Origin of the sequence: Phenylobacterium sp. VNQ135, assembly GCF_049445735.1 — a bacterium.
Taxonomy (GTDB): Bacteria; Pseudomonadota; Alphaproteobacteria; order Caulobacterales; family Caulobacteraceae; genus Phenylobacterium.
Genome location: NZ_JBMSDS010000002.1, coordinates 67,292 through 83,225, shown reverse-complemented (window position 1 = coordinate 83,225; position 15,934 = coordinate 67,292). Strand labels below are relative to the sequence as shown.

The 15,934-nt window shown below is 70.9% G+C and carries 13 protein-coding genes and 1 other RNA gene; 4 read left to right on the top strand and 10 right to left on the bottom strand.

Annotation, left to right across the window (positions count from 1 at the left end; all coding sequences use genetic code 11):
- Position 1: 1 nt before the first annotated feature.
- The 3 genes from ACO2Q0_RS06065 to ACO2Q0_RS06055 all read right to left on the bottom strand — a co-directional run bounded on the left by ACO2Q0_RS06065 (position 2) and on the right by ACO2Q0_RS06055 (position 2,510).
- Positions 2–1,792 (bottom strand): DNA polymerase III subunit gamma/tau, encoded by a 1,791-nt coding sequence (locus ACO2Q0_RS06065; RefSeq protein ID WP_423350605.1) that lies wholly within the window; start codon positions 1,790–1,792, stop codon positions 2–4.
- A gap of 64 nt (positions 1,793–1,856) precedes the next feature.
- Positions 1,857–1,955, bottom strand: an RNA gene (ffs, locus tag ACO2Q0_RS06060) — signal recognition particle sRNA small type.
- A gap of 57 nt (positions 1,956–2,012) precedes the next feature.
- Entirely contained in the window at positions 2,013–2,510 is a 498-nt protein-coding gene (locus ACO2Q0_RS06055) for a DUF3237 domain-containing protein (RefSeq protein ID WP_423350604.1), read from the bottom strand.
- 173 nt (positions 2,511–2,683) lie between these two features.
- On the opposite strand from ACO2Q0_RS06055, the gene ACO2Q0_RS06050 reads away from it, so the two are divergent.
- Positions 2,684–3,655, top strand: a complete 972-nt coding sequence (locus tag ACO2Q0_RS06050; RefSeq protein ID WP_423350603.1) for a calcium-binding protein — start codon at positions 2,684–2,686, stop codon at positions 3,653–3,655.
- Here ACO2Q0_RS06050 and ACO2Q0_RS06045 read toward each other — a convergent pair.
- On the bottom strand, positions 3,652–6,939 hold the full coding sequence (locus tag ACO2Q0_RS06045; RefSeq protein WP_423350602.1) for a CHAT domain-containing protein: 3,288 nt from the start codon (positions 6,937–6,939) through the stop codon (positions 3,652–3,654). The two genes, ACO2Q0_RS06050 and ACO2Q0_RS06045, sit on opposite strands and share 4 nt — an antisense overlap.
- Between ACO2Q0_RS06045 and ACO2Q0_RS06040 the strand changes: the two genes are divergently transcribed.
- Both ACO2Q0_RS06040 and ACO2Q0_RS06035 read left to right on the top strand, forming a co-directional pair.
- Entirely contained in the window at positions 6,938–8,104 is a 1,167-nt protein-coding gene (locus ACO2Q0_RS06040) for a S1C family serine protease (protein ID WP_423350601.1), read from the top strand. The genes ACO2Q0_RS06045 and ACO2Q0_RS06040 overlap by 2 nt on opposite strands.
- On the top strand, positions 8,101–8,544 hold the full coding sequence (locus ACO2Q0_RS06035) for a GFA family protein (protein WP_423350600.1): 444 nt from the start codon (positions 8,101–8,103) through the stop codon (positions 8,542–8,544). The genes ACO2Q0_RS06040 and ACO2Q0_RS06035 overlap by 4 nt, the downstream gene beginning before the upstream one ends.
- Here ACO2Q0_RS06035 and dapD read toward each other — a convergent pair.
- The 3 genes from dapD to argB are packed head-to-tail and all read right to left on the bottom strand — an operon-like array spanning position 8,541 to position 10,932.
- The gene (gene dapD, locus ACO2Q0_RS06030) at positions 8,541–9,359 is read right to left on the bottom strand and encodes a 2,3,4,5-tetrahydropyridine-2,6-dicarboxylate N-succinyltransferase (protein ID WP_423350599.1); all 819 of its coding nucleotides are present in this window, start codon (positions 9,357–9,359) and stop codon (positions 8,541–8,543) included. The genes ACO2Q0_RS06035 and dapD overlap by 4 nt on opposite strands.
- Positions 9,359–10,021: a pyrimidine 5'-nucleotidase gene (locus ACO2Q0_RS06025; RefSeq protein ID WP_423350598.1), complete on the bottom strand. Its 663-nt coding sequence runs from the start codon at positions 10,019–10,021 to the stop codon at positions 9,359–9,361. Before ACO2Q0_RS06025 ends, dapD begins: the two co-directional genes overlap by 1 nt.
- Positions 10,018–10,932, bottom strand: coding sequence for an acetylglutamate kinase (gene argB / locus ACO2Q0_RS06020; RefSeq protein WP_423350597.1), 915 nt, complete (start codon positions 10,930–10,932; stop codon positions 10,018–10,020). The genes ACO2Q0_RS06025 and argB overlap by 4 nt, the downstream gene beginning before the upstream one ends.
- A 110-nt stretch (positions 10,933–11,042) precedes the next feature.
- Here argB and ACO2Q0_RS06015 point away from each other — a divergent pair, with 110 nt between their 5' ends.
- Positions 11,043–12,311 carry an amidohydrolase family protein gene (locus ACO2Q0_RS06015; RefSeq protein WP_423350596.1) on the top strand — a complete coding sequence of 423 codons (1,269 nt, stop codon included), beginning with the start codon at positions 11,043–11,045 and terminating at the stop codon, positions 12,309–12,311.
- Here ACO2Q0_RS06015 and ACO2Q0_RS06010 read toward each other — a convergent pair.
- From ACO2Q0_RS06010 to yidC, 3 genes are read right to left on the bottom strand one after another with little or no spacing between them, the layout of a single operon-like run.
- Positions 12,308–13,450 (bottom strand): acyl-CoA dehydrogenase family protein, encoded by a 1,143-nt coding sequence (locus ACO2Q0_RS06010; RefSeq protein ID WP_423350595.1) that lies wholly within the window; start codon positions 13,448–13,450, stop codon positions 12,308–12,310. The genes ACO2Q0_RS06015 and ACO2Q0_RS06010 overlap by 4 nt on opposite strands.
- Positions 13,451–13,500: 50 nt before the next feature.
- A complete protein-coding gene (gene yihA / locus ACO2Q0_RS06005; RefSeq protein ID WP_423350594.1) occupies positions 13,501–14,145 on the bottom strand; it encodes a ribosome biogenesis GTP-binding protein YihA/YsxC in 645 nt (214 codons plus the stop codon).
- Between the two features lies 1 nt (position 14,146).
- On the bottom strand, positions 14,147–15,934 hold the full coding sequence (yidC, locus tag ACO2Q0_RS06000) for a membrane protein insertase YidC (RefSeq protein ID WP_423350593.1): 1,788 nt from the start codon (positions 15,932–15,934) through the stop codon (positions 14,147–14,149).

Below are 15,934 nucleotides of genomic sequence, written 5' to 3'. Positions count from 1 at the left end.
GCTACTCCTCGTCGTCGTCGGCTTCCGGCGGGGGCTCGGCGGCCTCGGTCACCTGCGGCTGGACCGTCGTGCGGATGCCGACGATCTCGGCGCCCGGGAAGGCCTGCATCACCGACTGAACGAACGGGTCCTGCTCGATCTTGTCGCGCACTTCCCGCTGCTCGCGCTTCTGCTTCTCCCACAGGCTCTCGGCGCCGCCGCCGCCCTGGGCCGAGATCAGCCAGCGCTCGCCGGTCCATTCGCGCAGGCGCGCCACCAGCCGCTGGGCCAGGTCGCGCGGCGTGCCCGGGGCCGGCTCGTACTCGATCGCGCCTGGCCGGAAGCTGATCGGGCGGACGAACCGCTCCACGTCCAGCTTCAGCGTGATGTCGCGCTTCTGGTCGATGAGCTTCAGCACGTCCTCGAAGCTCTGCAGCGTCACCGCCGGCTGGGCCTGCGCCTGCGGCATCACCTGCCGCGCCACCGCCGTCGCGCCCGCACCCTGCGAAGCCGGAACGCCGCCGCCTCCGCCGCCGCCCGGCGAAGCAGGGCCCAGCGGCTCGCCCGACTGCAGCTTCTTCAGCGCCTCCTCGGGCCCAGGCAGGTCGGCGGCATAGGCCAGCCGGATCAGCGCCATGTCGACGGCCGCCGCGGCGTCGGGCGCCCGGCGCACCTCGTCATACGCCTTCATCGCGAGCTGCCAGATGCGCGAGAGGATGCCGGCCGAGACCGCCGCCCCCACGGCGGCCAGCCGCTGGGCCTGCTCCTTGGGCATCACCAGCGCCTGCGGCCCGATCGTCTTGGCGACGCTGGCGCCGTGGATGTGGTCGAGCAGGTCCAGCATCACCTGGTCGGGATTGGCGCCGTAGCCATACAGCGTGCGGAAGGTCTCGATGGCCTCGCCCGCCTGGCCGCGCATGAGCTGTTCGAACAGGGTGATGGTCTGCGCCCGGTCGGCGAGCCCCAGCATGTCGCGGATGGTGGCCGCCGTGACCGTCTGGCCGGGCTCCGCCTGGACGATGGCCTGGTCCAGCATCGACTGACCGTCGCGCACCGAACCTTCCGCCGCCCGGGCGATCAGCATCAGCCCCTCGGCCTCGACCCGCGCGCCCTCGTTCTCGCAGATCATCTCCAGGTTCTTGACCAGCATCTCGGGCTCGACCCGGCGCAGGTCGAACCGCTGGGTGCGCGACAGGATCGTCACCGGCACCTTGCGGATCTCGGTCGTGGCGAAGATGAACTTGGCGTGCGGCGGCGGCTCCTCCAGCGTCTTCAGGAGCGCGTTGAACGCCCCGGTCGACAGCATGTGGACCTCGTCGATGATGTAGACCTTGTAGCGGGCCTCGACCGGCGCATAGCGCACCCCGTCCAGGAGCTCGCGGATGTCGTTCACGCCGGTGCGGCTGGCGGCGTCCAACTCGAGGACGTCCATGTGCCGGCCCTCGATGATCGCCCGGCAGTGGATTCCTTCCTCGGCCAGGTCCAGCGACGGCTCGTGGACGGTGGCGGTCTCGTAGTTGAGCGCCCGGGCCAGCAGGCGGGCGGTCGTCGTCTTGCCCACGCCCCGGACGCCGGTCAGCATGAAGGCGTGCGCGATGCGGCCCGAGGCGAAGGCGTTGCGCAGCGTGCGGACCATGGCCTCCTGGCCGTACAGGTCCTCGAACCGGCGGGGCCGGTACTTCCGGGCGATGACGGTATAGGCCGACGACTCGGCATCCTGCGAAGCAGCCGCGGGCTGCGAAGCAGGACCGAACATGTCGCCCGTGTTCGGGTCGCGCTCGGGAATCTCTTCGTCGTCCACCATCGCGGCCATCTAACGGGACCGCCTGCCCCTGCGAAAGGGGAAAGCCGAACGAAGGCGGTTCATGTGGGGAATGAGGTGGAGACCGAACGACAACCCGAAGCGGGACCCGTTGTGGCTGCTTCCTTCCGGACCTGACCAGGTTGGCGAGGCGCTCGTCCGCCGCCGATCTCCGGGGCGCTATATGGCGGGTGAGGCGGCTGGGGGCAAGTCCGCTCTCCCCGCTGCAGGGTCACACCACCTCGAAGATGTGGTGCCGCACCCCGTCGCTCAGCCGCTCGCCCATCCCCACCGCCAGCACCGCGTTCAGCCAGTCGTACCGCTTGTCGGAGGTCTCGAAGACCGGCGCGATCCTCAGGCGGTAGCGGCTCACGTCCACATGCGGCTGGGCCGGGTCGCGGAACGCCGCGCCGACGTCCGGCGGGACCCAGGTGCGGCCCGTGTAGGTGACGTAGATCATGGCCCCGTCGTCGGTCTTCCAGATGCAGCGGGCGTCGAACGTCCCGACCGCCGCGCCGTCCGCGCCCACGCCGGCCGTCGACCAGTTGCCGCCGCCCGGCAGAATCTCGCCCTTCAGCCGGGGTCCCTCGAACCGTCCGCCGGTGATGTAGCCGATCCGGCGCGTGGTCCACGCCGAGGCGCCCAGGTCCATGATCCCGCCGACCTCGAAGCGGGCGACGCACAGCGGCCGCCCGACCAGCGCCCGGTCCCCGAACTCGAATTCCGACATCCTCGTCTCCTGATGTTCCGAGCCGAAGCTTAGAATCCGAAGCGTTTGCCGCAAGCCCATCGCGCCGGCGCGCCCGCGCGCCGTCGATCGGGAACCAACGGCCCAGCTTCATCTTTTTCCGCCCTGGACGGCCGCGCTGGTCAGCGGCCGTCGCGGACTCGGAGCGAGAACAGATGGCCATCTTGACGGGCACGGCCGGCGATGACCGGCTGGAAGGCGGAGCCGACGCCGATCTGCTGACGGGCGCGGGCGGGAACGACACGCTCTCGGGCCTGGCCGGCGGCGACGAGCTGGTCGGCGGGTCCGGCGACGACATCCTGGACGGCGGCGCAGGCGAGGACCGGCTGAAGCCCGGGGACGGCTCCAACATCCTGGACGGCGGCGACGGCTTCGACACCGTCGACTACGGCGACCTGACCGCGGCCGTGGGCGTCGACCTCTACACCGGCGCCTGGCGCGACGCCGGCCAGCTCGTCGATCACTACAAGAGCATCGAGAACGCCTTCGGCAGCGCCTTCAGCGACACCGTGCTGGGGGACTGGCGCGACAATATCCTGATGGGCGGCGCCGGCGACGACCGGCTGGAGGGCCGCGAGGGCCAGGACGTCCTGCGCGGCGAGGCCGGGAACGACAGCCTGTCCGGCGGCGACGCCTTCGACGACCTGCACGGCAACATCGGCGACGACACCGTCGACGGCGGCGCCGGCGGCGACTGGGTCGTGGGCGGCCAGGGGAACGACCGGCTGCTGGGCGGGAACGACGGCGAGGCCGACGTCGTCTACGGCAACCTGGGCGACGACACCGGCTACGGCGGCGACGGAGACGACTGGATCCGGGGCGGCCAGGGCTCGGACCGGCTCTACGGCGGCGGCGGCGCGGACCTCATCTGGGGCGACCGCGGCGACGACACGATCGAAGGCGGCGCGGGCGCCGACACCTTCCACATCTTCGGCGAGGCGGGGATCGACCGCATCCTGGACTTCAACGTGGCCGAAGGCGACCGCGTGCGCGTCGAGGCCGGCTACACCTGGACGACGGCCCAGGTCGGCGCCGACGTGGTGGTCAGCGTCAGCGGCGGCGCCACGCTCACCCTGGCCAATGTCTCGCTGTCTGCGCTGGGCGAGGCCTGGATCGTCGGCGGCTAGGGCCTCTCCTCCAGCCGGAAGATGGCGGCCTGGCCGGCTATGGCGCCGCCCAGCAGGATCTCGCCGGGGCGGCTTGCGTCCAGGTCGGTGACATAGATGTTCGAGCCGGAGTCCAGCAGCTTGGATCTCCCGGCGCGGCCGTCGCGATCGAGGGTGACGAGCAGGCCGGAGAAGGTGTCGACGAACGGCAGCACCGCGTAGGGCTTCGCCGTGCGGGCCCTGGCGAGGTCGACGGGAAGATAGTCGACGACATTGGCCTTGCTGGCGGCGACCAGCGTGCGGCCGTCGGGCAGGCCGGCGAGGGCGCGGACGTCGGACGCTCCGAGGCTGGCGTCGGTCCACAGCGTGCGGGACTTCAGGCCAGCGTCGAGGGCGACGACCGTCGCCTTGGCCTCTGCACAGTCGGTGGGGTGCGAGCCGCCGAGGAGGACGGTCCCGCGCGGGCCGGGCGCGGCCGCGACGACGACGAGACCCGGCAGGTCGACCGCGGCGATGCGCGCGCCGGCGTCGGCGTGCAGCAGCTCGGCATGGGTCATGCGCGCCGGCGGACATGCGGGGACATCGTAGTCGTCGACCCACGGGGCCTCGCCCGCGCGCGGGAGCTGGTCGTCGCTCCAGGCGACGAGCAGGCGCTCGCCGACGGCGGCGAGGACCGCGCCGGCGATCTTCCGCCCAGGCGCCTCCAGGGTGGTCAGCAGGCGCGGCGAGCGGTCGGGATGGATGGCGAGGACGTGCAGGCGTCCGCCGCCGGCGTCCGGGGGATCGCGCAGGTTCACCTCGGCGACGGCGACCACCAGGCTGTCGCCCTGTCGTGTGGCGGCAAGCGGGAAGAGGTCGACACGGGCGATGCCTTCGCCGCGCCAGGCGTTGAGCTCCGCGCCCGTCCTGGCGTCCAGCACCTGCAGCGTCGGCACATAGCGGCCCTCGCGGCCCAGGGCGTAGCCGCCCGCCACCAGCCGGTCGTCGAAGCGGGCGAGGATGCGGGATGCGCCCTGGTCGCGGCCGTCGCTCCGCCAGACCTCGGTCCCGCCCTGCGCCAGCCGCACAGCGGCGCCCTGGCGGCCGGAGGCGTCGGCGTCGGAGATCAGGCGGGCGGCCACGGCGTCGCCGGTGCGATCGAGGGCCAGCACCTCGCCGCCCTTCGCCGTCAGCACCTCCTGGCCTGCAAGGCGCAGCCGGGTCTCGGCCGGCGCAGCGGCCCCGCCGCCGTCGCCCAGCACCAGGAACGGCGCCCAGAAGCGCGGGTGCAGGCGGGCGCGGTCGGGGGCTGCGTCCAGGAACGCACGCTGGGCGGCGGCGAGCGCATCGGCGGGGGCGGTCCCGGGGCTCTTGAGGCGCTCGAACACGCCGGTCACCACCCGCTTGCCGGTCTCGGAGTCCACCGGCCACAGCGTGCCGAGGGCGGCGGGAACGCCGGCGACGGCGAAGGCCGAGGCCAGCGCCGGCAGGTCGCGGGCCATCTGGCTCACGTCGAAGTTGGCGGTGTTGCAGGCGGAGAGCGCGACGAAGGCGGCGCGGAGGTTGAGGTCGGCGATCTCGGTCGCGGTGAAGAGGCCGTCATCCAGGGGATCGTCCGAGGCCACGGGCGTGAGCACCAGCGCCGGCTCGTCGAGCCCCTGCAGGTCCTCCCGGATCAGCCCGTGCGTGGCGAAGGAGAGATAGCGATAGGCGCCGGTCATCTGGGCGCGCAGGCTTCGCTCGGTGGCGGCTTCGCCCATCAGCAGGCGGGGTTCGGAGAACCCGCGAGCCGAAGCGAGGAGTTCGTCGCGGGTCTCGGGCAGGGGCGCAAGGGCGGCAAGGCGGGAGCCGCGCAGGATGGCGGCGGTGTCGCCGCCAAGAACAGGATCGCCGACGCCGAGGAAGTCGAAGTCGGCGGCGGGGCTCCGTGGTCCGCTGCGGCCGGCGACGACGACGCCGGCGTGGCCGGCGTAGGCGATGGCGTGGCGGCGCACCAGCCAGTCGGCCCGTGCGAGGTCCCAGCCTCGCTCGAGCTTCGGTGGCGGCGCCGGCAGCAGCACGGCCAGGGGGACCTGGGCGCCGGCCGCACCAGCCAGCCAGAGGATGCGGTCGGCAGGCTTCAGGCACCCGTCGAACGGCTTGATGAGCACGTCATGCAGGCGGACGGCGGCCTCGACCGGGAACTGGACGTCCAGCGCCTCGGAGGGGGCATGGCCGGCGGTGAGCGCCTGCTGGACCAGACGGGTGTCGAGCCGCATGCGGCCGGCGTCGACCGGGGCGAAGCTCTTCGCGACGCCGTCCCGGCGGACGCAGACATAGGCTTGGCCGCCGGCGGCGGGCACGACGGCGAGCGCGGCCTCGTTCGGACCGAGAGACGCCTGCAGGCGGGCCAGCCGGACCACCGGCGCCGGCGTGAGCGTGAGGCCGTCCCGGGCCAGAACCGCCTCGGCCTCGGCCAGGCGCCGATTGAAGTCGCGGAGGCGCAGGCGAAGGTCGGGTGCGTGACGGAGCTGGCCGGGCGCCCCGGCACGTCCCGCGGCCCGGGCCATGACCCGCTGGATTTCGGTCCGCTCCAGTCGATCGCGACGGGCGCGCAGCCTGAGCGCCTGATGGATGGTGCGGCGCTGAAGCTCGTCATGGGCCTGGGCGAGGAGCGTCAGCGCATCGGCGTCGAAGTTCGCGCCCGATCGCCCGGCGAGCTGGGCCAGGATGAAGACGGTCTCAGCATCCAGCGCGTCCGCCTGGGCGAGGGCCTGCTCGACGCGAAGGCGGTCCTCTGCGCTGGGCCGGCTCCAGCGGCGGGCGGCTTGGGGCGCCAGCGCGCTGGCGCGCAGGTCGCGTGCGAGCCCGCGCAGATCGCTCGGCGCGGCCGGGGCGGCTTCGATGGGCTGCTCAAGCAGGCGCGCCTCGGTGCGGCGCCAGAGCTCGGCCTCGGCGCCCGGCGGGAGCAGGCGGGCCACGTCGGCGCCGGCGGCGCGGTAGAGGCCGAGGGCGCGCTCGGCCTCGCCGGCCGCGACCAGCAGGGCCGCCGTGCGCGAGACGGCGACCGCCGCGGCGTCCGGCGCCGCCTCGGGGTTCTGCAAGGCGGCGACGAGGGAAAGCGCCCGGTCCACTGCGTCGGCGAAGTCGGCCATGCGGCCGTCACGCCAGGCGCCCTCGGCGCGGGCGACCTGGGCCTGGAGGTAGGCGGCGCCGTCTTCGGCGTTGAGCGCCGCCGGCGCGGCGGGCGCCGCGACCGCGTGCAGCGGCGCCAGAAACACGCTTGCCGCGAGGACGGCCGCGGCTAGTCTCCCGAAGCTGAGCTTTTCCCCGGGGGGTTGCGTCATGAACTGGGTCCGTGCGGCGGCCGTTACGGCTGCGCTTTCCGCCGCATCATACGCATGGGCCGCGCCGCCGGAAGCCAGGCTTGGGCAGTCCGCCGATCTCGCGGGGGCCGGTGCGGCGAAAGGCAAGGCGAACCTGCCGCAGCTTCCGGCGAGCGGCCTGCGGTTCGGGAAGGCGCTCGCGCGGTTACAGCCGGAGGCGCAGGCGACCACCCGCGGCGCGGCGGAGACGCGGGTCTATCAGAAGGCCTCGCCAGCCGTGGTGCTGATCGTGACGGAGGACGCCCTCGGCTCGGGCGCGCTGATCTCGCCCGACGGCCGGATCATCACCAATCTGCATGTGGTGGAGGGTGCCGAGACCGTGGGCGTCATCTTCAAACCGGCGGTGGAGGGGCAGGCGGTCGGCAAGAGCGACGTGCGGCGGGCCAAGGTGATCCGCCGGGACGAGCTCACGGACTTGGCGTTGATCCAGGTCGAGGAGGTCCCGGCCGGCGTGACCCCGCTGGCCGTCGGCAACTCCACGACCGTTCAGGTCGGCGCCGACGTGCACGCCATCGGCCATCCGACGGGCGAGGCCTGGACCTATACCCGCGGCATCGTCAGCCAGGTGCGCCGCGCCTACAACTGGCAGCCCAAGGGCGACGTGAAGCACGAGGCGACGGTCATCCAGACGCAGACGCCGCTGAACCCCGGCAATTCGGGCGGGCCGCTGCTGAACGACCAGCTCGAGATCATCGGGATCAACAGCTTCGTCGGCGACGGCGAGGGCCTGAACTACGCGGTCTCGGCTGAGGACGTGAAGTCGTTCCTCGCGCGCACCGACGACCGGATGATCCGGACGAAGAACGCCGCCTCCGAAAGGTGCGAGTCCGCCATCGTCCAGGAGCGGGCGACGACCAGCCCGAAGGGGATCGAACAACTGGTGGATACCGACTGCGACGGCAAGGGCGACTCGATCGTCGCCGTCCCGGCGAGCAAGCGCGATCCGATCACGGTGTGGGTGGACGGGGACGGCGACGGCAAGCTCGACACCATGTTCTTCGACGAGCGTCAGGACGGCACGTTCGACAGCGCACTTTACGACAACGACGGCGACGGCAAGCCCGACACCCGCGGCTTCTTCCGAAAGGGGGAGGACGAACCATACCGGTGGGAGAAGATCAATTGACCGAGGCTCCCGCCAAGACACGCACGGCCCAGTGCCAGTGCGGCCAGGTCCGGGTCACCGTGACGGGCGAGCCGGCCATGGTGTCGGCGTGCAACTGCACCTGGTGCCAGCGGCGCTCGGGCAGCGTGTTCGTCGTGGCGTCGCGCTGGCCGCTGGATCAGGTGGTGGAGCGCACCGGCGAGGTCTCGCGTTTCGAACGGCTCGGCGCCTCGGGCGGGCGTGTGACGCTGTCGTTCTGCCCCACGTGCAGCTCGACCATGTGGACCGAGCTGGAGGCGATGCCGGGCGTCATCGGCGTGCCCGTGGGGGCGTTCGCCGATCCCGCGTTCCCCGCGCCCCAGGTCGCCGTCTGGTGCGACCAGAAGGCCGACTGGGTGGAATTCCCGGAGGGGATGATGCAGCTCGCGGACCAGCGGCGGCGGCCGGCCGAGCGCGGCTAGTCCCGCAGCAGCTCGTTGATGCTGGTCTTGGAGCGGGTGCGCTCGTCGACGCGCTTCATGATCACCGCGCAGTAGGTCGACGGCAGCGACGGGTCGTGCGGGTTCGGGCGCGAGCCGGAGACGACCACCGAATAAGGCGGCACCTCGCCGGTGAAGGTCTCGCCGGTGCGGCGGTCGATGATCGGCGTCGTCGAGGTGATGAAGACGCCCATGGACAGCACGCTGCCCTCGCGGACGATGACGCCCTCGGCCACCTCGGCGCGGGCGCCGATGAAGCAGTTGTCCTCGATGATCGTGGGGTTGGCCTGCAGGGGCTCCAGCACCCCGCCCAGGCCCGCCCCGCCCGAGATGTGGCAGTTCTTCCCGACCTGGGCGCAGGAGCCGACGGTGGCCCAGGTGTCGACCATCGTGCCCTCGCCGACGTAGGCGCCGACGTTGACGAACGACGGCATCAGCACGACGCCCCTGGAGATGAAGGCGCTCTTGCGGACGACGGCGCCCGGCACGGCGCGGAAGCCGGCCTGTTCGAAGCGCGCGGCGTCCCAGCCCTCGAACTTCAGGGGGACCTTGTCCCAGTAGGGGCCGGGCTCCATGACCGAATTGGGGTTCAGTCGGAACGACAGCAGGATCGCCTGCTTCACCCACTGGTGGACCGCCCAGACGCCGTCGGCGCCGCGCTCGGCGACGCGGAGCTTGCCGGCGTCGAGCTGTTCCAGCACCTCGCGGACCGCATCGCGCACCGGGCCCGTCGTGGCGGTGTTGAGGCCGTCGCGGCTCTCCCAGGCCTGTTCGATGGTGGTCTTCAGGTCGGACATCAGGCGGCCTCGCGTAGGCGCGCGTTCGCGAGGAACGGCGCGAGCTTGTCTGTGCGGTGGTGGACGAAGGGGGCGGTGGACTGGGCGGCCCAGGGCCCCACCAGGACGGTGGTCATGCCGAGGTCGTGGGCGGGCGCCAGGTTGCGCTCGCTGTCCTCGAAGAAGGCGGTGGCGGCCGGATCGACCGCGTGGGCGGCGGTGATCCGCTCGAAGGCCTGCACCGACGGCTTGGGCTCGTAGCCGGCCGAGCCGATGTGGAAGACGTCGTCGAAGAGGTGAGCGAGGCCCAGGCGGGCCAGCACGCGCTCCGCGTGGACGGCGTCGGCGTTGGTGAAGATCAGCCGGCGGCCGGGCAGCCTCTCAAGCGCGGCCAACAGGTCGGGATCGTGCGCCAGGGCCTCCAGCGACATGTCGTGGAAGATGGCGTGGAACTCCTGCGGGTCGACGCCGTGGTGGATCATCATCCCCTTCAGCGTCAGGCCGTGCTCGGCGAGGTAGGTCTTCTGCAGCGCATAGGCCTGGTCGCGCGGCAGGCCGGTGACCTTCTCCACGAAGTCGGTCATGCGGTCGACGATGGCGGCCATGAAACCGGACTCGGCCGGGTAGAGGGTGTTGTCCAGGTCGAACAGCCAGGTGTCGATATGCGTGAGGTCGGCGCTCACCGGCGGATCAGCGTCCCGGCCCCGTGCTCGGTGAAGAGCTCGACCAGCATGGCGTGCGGCCGGCGGCCGTCGAGGATGACCACGGCCTCGACGCCGGACTCCACCGCGTGGATGGCGGTTTCCAGCTTGGGGATCATGCCGCCGGTGGCGACGCCGTCGGCGATGGCCTGGCGGGCCTCGGCGACCGTCATCTGGCGGATCAGCTCGCCGTTCCGGTCGAGCACGCCGGCCACGTCGGTGAGCAGCAGCATGCGCTTGGCGCCCAGGGCGCCGGCCAGGGCGCCGGCGACGGTGTCGGCGTTGATGTTGTAGGTCTCGCCGGTCTCGGAGACGCCGATGGGCGCAACCACCGGGATGTAGTCTTCGTCGGCGCCGATCAGGGCCTGGATGATCTTGGTGTCGATCCGCTTGGGCTCGCCCACGAAGCCCAGGTCGACGATGCGTTCCTCGTCGGAGTTGGGGTCCTTCTTGGTGCGGGTGACCTTGTCGACGACGATCAGGCGGGCGTCCTTGCCCGAGAGGCCCACGCCGCGGACGTCGGCCTCGGCGCCGGCCTGGGTGATCCAGGAGGCGATCTCCTTGTTGATGGCCCCGGAGAGGACCATCTCGGCCACCTCCATCGTCGCCTCGTCGGTGACGCGCAGGCCGTCGATGAAGTGGCTCTGGACGCCGGCCTTGGAGAGCCAGGCCGAGATCTGCGGGCCGCCGCCGTGGACCACCACGGGATGCAGGCCCAGCATCTTCAGCAGCACGGCGTCGGCGGCGAACAGCTTGGCCACCTCCTCCTCGCCCATGGCGTGACCGCCGTATTTGATGACCACGGTCTCGCGGTCGTAGATCTGGATGTAGGGCAGAGCCTCGGCCAGAGTCCTGGCCGTCGCCCAACCTTGCCCTTCCGTGGTCCCGCTCACCCGCGCGCTCCGCCTGGAAACTGTGGGGGGTCCGATAGCGGACGAGGCGCCCCCTGTCACGCGGCTGACGGCGTGCTAACCCTAGCCAAGCTTTTGGGGAGCTCTCAGGAATGCGTGGGATTGGGATGGCGGTCGTGGCCGCCGCGGTGGCGCTGGCCGGCTCGGCGCAGGCGAAGACGGTGGCGGTGACGGCGGACCGCCTGCTGGACCCGCAGACGGGGCGCTACGTCGAGAAGCCGGTGGTGCTGATCACCGACGGCCGCGTCACCGAGGTGCGGAGCCAGGGCGACTTCCGCGCCGACGAGGTGGTGAACCTGCCGGGCGTGACCCTTCTGCCGGGCCTGATCGACATGCACGTCCACCTGACGAGCGTGGCCGAGATCGGCGGCTACAACTACCTGGAATACTCCGACGCCTTCTGGCCGGTGGTGGCCACCAAGCACGCGAAGGACACGCTGGAGGCCGGCTTCACCACGGTGCGGAACGTGGGCTCGGAACAGTACGCCGACGTCGGCCTGCGCGAAGCGATCGACGGCGGCTATGTGCCGGGCCCGCGCATCGTGACGGCGGCCTATCCGATCAGCGCCACCGGCGGCCACTGCGACTCGACCTTCTTCCCGCCCTCGATGGACGAGAAGAGCCCCTACTTGGCGGACAGCCCCGACCAGGCGCGCTCGGCCGTGCGGCGGCTGAAGAAGTACGGCGCCCAGGTGATCAAGGTCTGCGCCACGGGCGGCGTGTTCTCGCGCGGCGTCTCGGTGGGCGCCCAGCAGCTCTCGTACGAGGAGCTGAAGGCCATCGCCGACGAGGCCCACATGGCCGGCATGAAGGTCGCCGCCCACGCCCACGGCGCGGAGGGCATCAAGGCCGCGATCCGGGCGGGGATCGACACCATCGAGCACGTGAGCCTGGTGGACGACGAGGGGATCAAGCTCGCCAAGGCGCGCGGGACCTACTTCTCGATGGACATCTACAACACCGACTACACCCAGGCCGAGGGTAAGAAGAACGGCGTGCTGGAGGCGAACCTGGCCAAGGACCGCGAGGTGGCCGACGTCCAGCGCGAGAACTTCCGCAAGAGCTTGAAGGCGGGCGTGAAGCAGGTGTTCGGCACCGACGCCGGGATCTATCCGCACGGTCAGAACGCCAAGCAGTTCGCGGTGATGGTGCGCTATGGCGCGACGCCGCTACAGGCGATCCAGGCGGCGACGACGACGGCGGCCGAGGCGCTGGGCCAGACGGGCCAGGTGGGCCGCATCGCGCCGGGCGCCTGGGGCGACCTGGTGGGCGTGAAGGGCGACCCCTTGAGCGACGTCACCGTGCTGGAGCGCCCGGTGGTGGTCGTGAAGGGCGGCGAGGTGGTGAAGCGCGCGGACTAGATCGTCCGCGCCACCACTTCCTTCATGATCTCGGAGGTGCCGCCGTAGATGCGCTGGACCCGGGCGTCGCGCCACAGGCGGGCGATCGGGTACTCGTTCATGTAGCCGGCGCCGCCGTGGAGCTGGAGGGCGGCGTCGCACACCTCCCACTGAAGCTCGGTGTGGAACAGCTTGGCGGCCGAGGCCTCGGCCGCCGTCAGCTTGCCCTCGAGGTGGCGGGCGATGCACCAGTCGAGGTGGGCCCAGCCGGCCTGCATCTTGGCCTTCAGGCCCGCCATGGTGAAGCGGGTGTTCTGGAAGTCGAAGACCGTCTGCTTGAAGGCCTTGCGCTCCTTGGTGAACTTCACCGCCTCGTCGAAGGCGCGCTGGGCGCCGCCCATGGCCGACACCGCGATGCCCAGGCGTTCCTGCGGGAGCTGGGTCATGAGGTAGGCGAAGCCCTTGCCCTCCTCGCCAAGGCAGTTCGTCAGCGGCACGCGAACGTTCTCGAAGAACAGCTCGGAGGTGTCGGCGCTGTTCTGGCCGATCTTGTCCAGGTTGCGGCCGCGCTTGAAGCCTTCGCGGGTCGCCTCCACCAGGATCAGCGACACGCCCTTGGAGCCGGCGTCCGGATCGGTCTTGCAGACGACGACGATCAGGTCGGCGTTCTGGCCGTTGGTGATGTAGGTCTTGGAGCCGTTGATGACGTAGTGGTTCCCGTCCTTCTTCGCCGAGGTGCGGACGGCCTGGAGGTCGGAGCCGGTGCCGGGCTCGGTCATGGCGATGGCGGTGATGGCCTCGCCCGAGACCATCTTCGGCAGCCACTCGCGCTTCTGCTCCTCCGAGCCGTAGTTCTCGATGTAGTCGGCGACGATGTCGGACTGGAGCGTGATGCCGGCGGACGAGCCGGCGTAGGCCAGCTCCTCGTCGATGACGGCGTTGTAGCGGAAGTCGAGACCCAGGCCGCCGTACTCGGGATCCACCGTCGGACACAGCAGGCCGGCTTCGCCGCAGGCCAGCCAGAACTGGCGGTCGACGATGCCTTCCTCTTCCCAGCGGTCGAGGTTCGGGGTCAGCGCGCGGTCGAAGAACTTCCGGACCTGGTCGCGGAAGACGTTCAGGTCCTCGTCGTAGATCGTGCGGGTGTCGGTGGTGAGCATCTGGGCCTCTGAGATTTCAGGACCAGTTAGCGGGGTGACGCTAGGGCTGCCTAGAGCGCGCAGGCCGCGACGATCTCGGCGCGCAGTTCGGGGATGCCCGTGCCCTTCTCGGACGAGGTGGCCAGCACGCGCGGGAAGGCGGCCGGGCGCTTGGAGATCTTCTTGATCGTCTCGGCGGTGACCTGCCGGAGGTCCGAGCCCTTCAGCTTGTCGACCTTGGTGAGCACGATCTGGTAGGACACGGCGGCCAGGTCGAGGGCGTCAAGGGCCTCGTTGTCGGGCTCCTTGAGGCCGTGGCGGCTGTCGATCAGCAGATAGACGCGCTTCAGGTTCGGCCGGCCGCGCAGATAGTCGCGGCCGAGGTTCTGGAACTTGCGGGCGACGGACTTCGAGGCCCGCGCCCAGCCGTAGCCGGGGAGGTCGACGAGCCTGAGCTTCTCGTCGGCGACGAAGAAGTTCAGCTCCCGGGTGCGGCCGGGCTCGTTGGAGGCCCGGGCCAGCTCCTTGCGGCCGGTGACGGCGTTGATCAGCGAGCTCTTGCCCACGTTGGAGCGGCCGGCGAAGGCCACCTCCGGCAGGTCGGTGTCGGGCAGGCCCGAGATCGACACCGCGCCCATCAGGAAGTGGACGGGATGGGCGAAGAGGACGCGCGCGGCCTCCAGTTCCTCAGGCTTGAAGACCGCGTCGTCGCTCATGTCAGGCCACGGGCTTCGGCTTGCCGGTGAACTTGCGGATGATCTGGTCGATCGGGTTGTCGACCTTGAACCGGCGCATGATCACGTACTGCTGCAGCAGGGTGAGCACGTTGGACCAGGTCCAGTAGATCAGCAGGCCCACGGCGAAGGGCGCCATGATGAAGGTGAACATCAGCGGCATGAACTGGAAGATCTTCTGCTGGATCGGGTCGCCCGCGGGCGGGCTCATCGCCGTCGTCAGGTACATCGTGACGCCGTAGAGGATCACGACGATGCCGAGGTGCAGTGGCCCGTTCAGGAACGCGCCCACCAGCGGCAGGCTCGCCGGGTCCCAGGGGATCAGGCCGAACAGGTTCCAGATGGTGGTCGGGTCGCGGGCCGACAGGTCCTGGATGAAGCCCAGGAACGGCGCGTGGCGCATCTCGATGGTGACGGTCAGCACCTTGTAGAGGGCGTAGAAGACCGGGATCTGCAGCAGGAGCGGCAGGCAGCCGGCCAGGGGATTGACCTTCTCACGCTGGTAGAGGGCGAGCAGCTCCTGCTGCTGCTTGGCCGGGTCGTCCTTGTAGCGCTTGCGCAGCTCCTCCATCTGGGGCTGCACCTTCTTCATCTTGGTCAGCGACTCGTACTGCTTGTTCGCCAGCGGGAAGAAGATGGCGCGCACGACGACGGTCAGCGCCAGGATGGCGAGGCCGAAGGCGCCCACGTAGCGGTGGATGAACTCCAGGAACTGGAAGATCGGCCGCGTCAGGAACCAGAAGTTGCCCCAGTCGACGGCGTTGTCGAAGTGGGTGATGCCCAGCGTCTTCTCGTAGTCGCGCAGCACCGGCACCTGCTTGGCGCCGGCGAACACGTGGGTGGTCTCGCTCGCCTGGCCGCCGGCGGGGATGATCCGGGGCTGGCCCACGAAGTTGGCGTCGAGAACCGTCTGGCCCAGCGCCTCGGTGCGGCGGAACTGACCGGTGACCTGCTTGCCCTGTCCGGGGATCAGGGCGGCCAGCCAGTACTTGTCGGTGATGCCCAGCCAGCCGCTGCTGGAGGTGTAGGCGGGACCGCCGCCGTCCTTGCGCCACTTGCCGTACTTCACCTGGCGCAGCTTGCCGTCGAGCCAGCCGATGGCGCCCTCGTGGACGATCTGGTTCTTGCCGAGGTCGGCGGGGACGCCCTGGCGCTGGACCGTGCCGTACGGCGCGAGCGTGATGGGCTGGCCCGAGGTGTTGGCGACGGTGTCGGTCACCGAGAACATGTAGCGCTCGTCGACGGCGATCCGCCGCGTGAACGTCAGGCCCTGGCCGTTCGCGTAGGTGAGGACGACCGGCTGGCCGGGCGCGAGCTTCGAGCCCTGGGCCAGGGTCCACACGGTCTGGGCGTTGGGCAGGCCGGGCACGTTCTGGCCGACCCAGCCGATCTCGGCGAACCACGGGTACTCCGCGCCTTCCGGGCGCAGCAGCTCGACGGCGGGCGAGCCCTTGGCGACGGTCTGGCGGTACTGGTCGAGGTAGAGGTCGTCGATCCGGGCGCCGCGCAGCGACAGCGAACCGCTCAGCGCCGGGGTGTCGATGGGCACGCGCGGCGAGGCGGCGACGGCCTGCTGGCGGTTCACGACCTGCGGAACCTGGGGCCCGGTCACGTTCCCCCGCTGCGCGGCGGCGGCCGGCGGCGCCTGGCGCGCGAGCTCGGCCTGGCGACGCTTCGCCTGCGGGTCGATGACGAACATCTGGTACAGCAGCAGGAGCAGGACCGCGCACACGACGAAGATGATCGTGTTGCGGGTGTTGTCGTCTCTCAT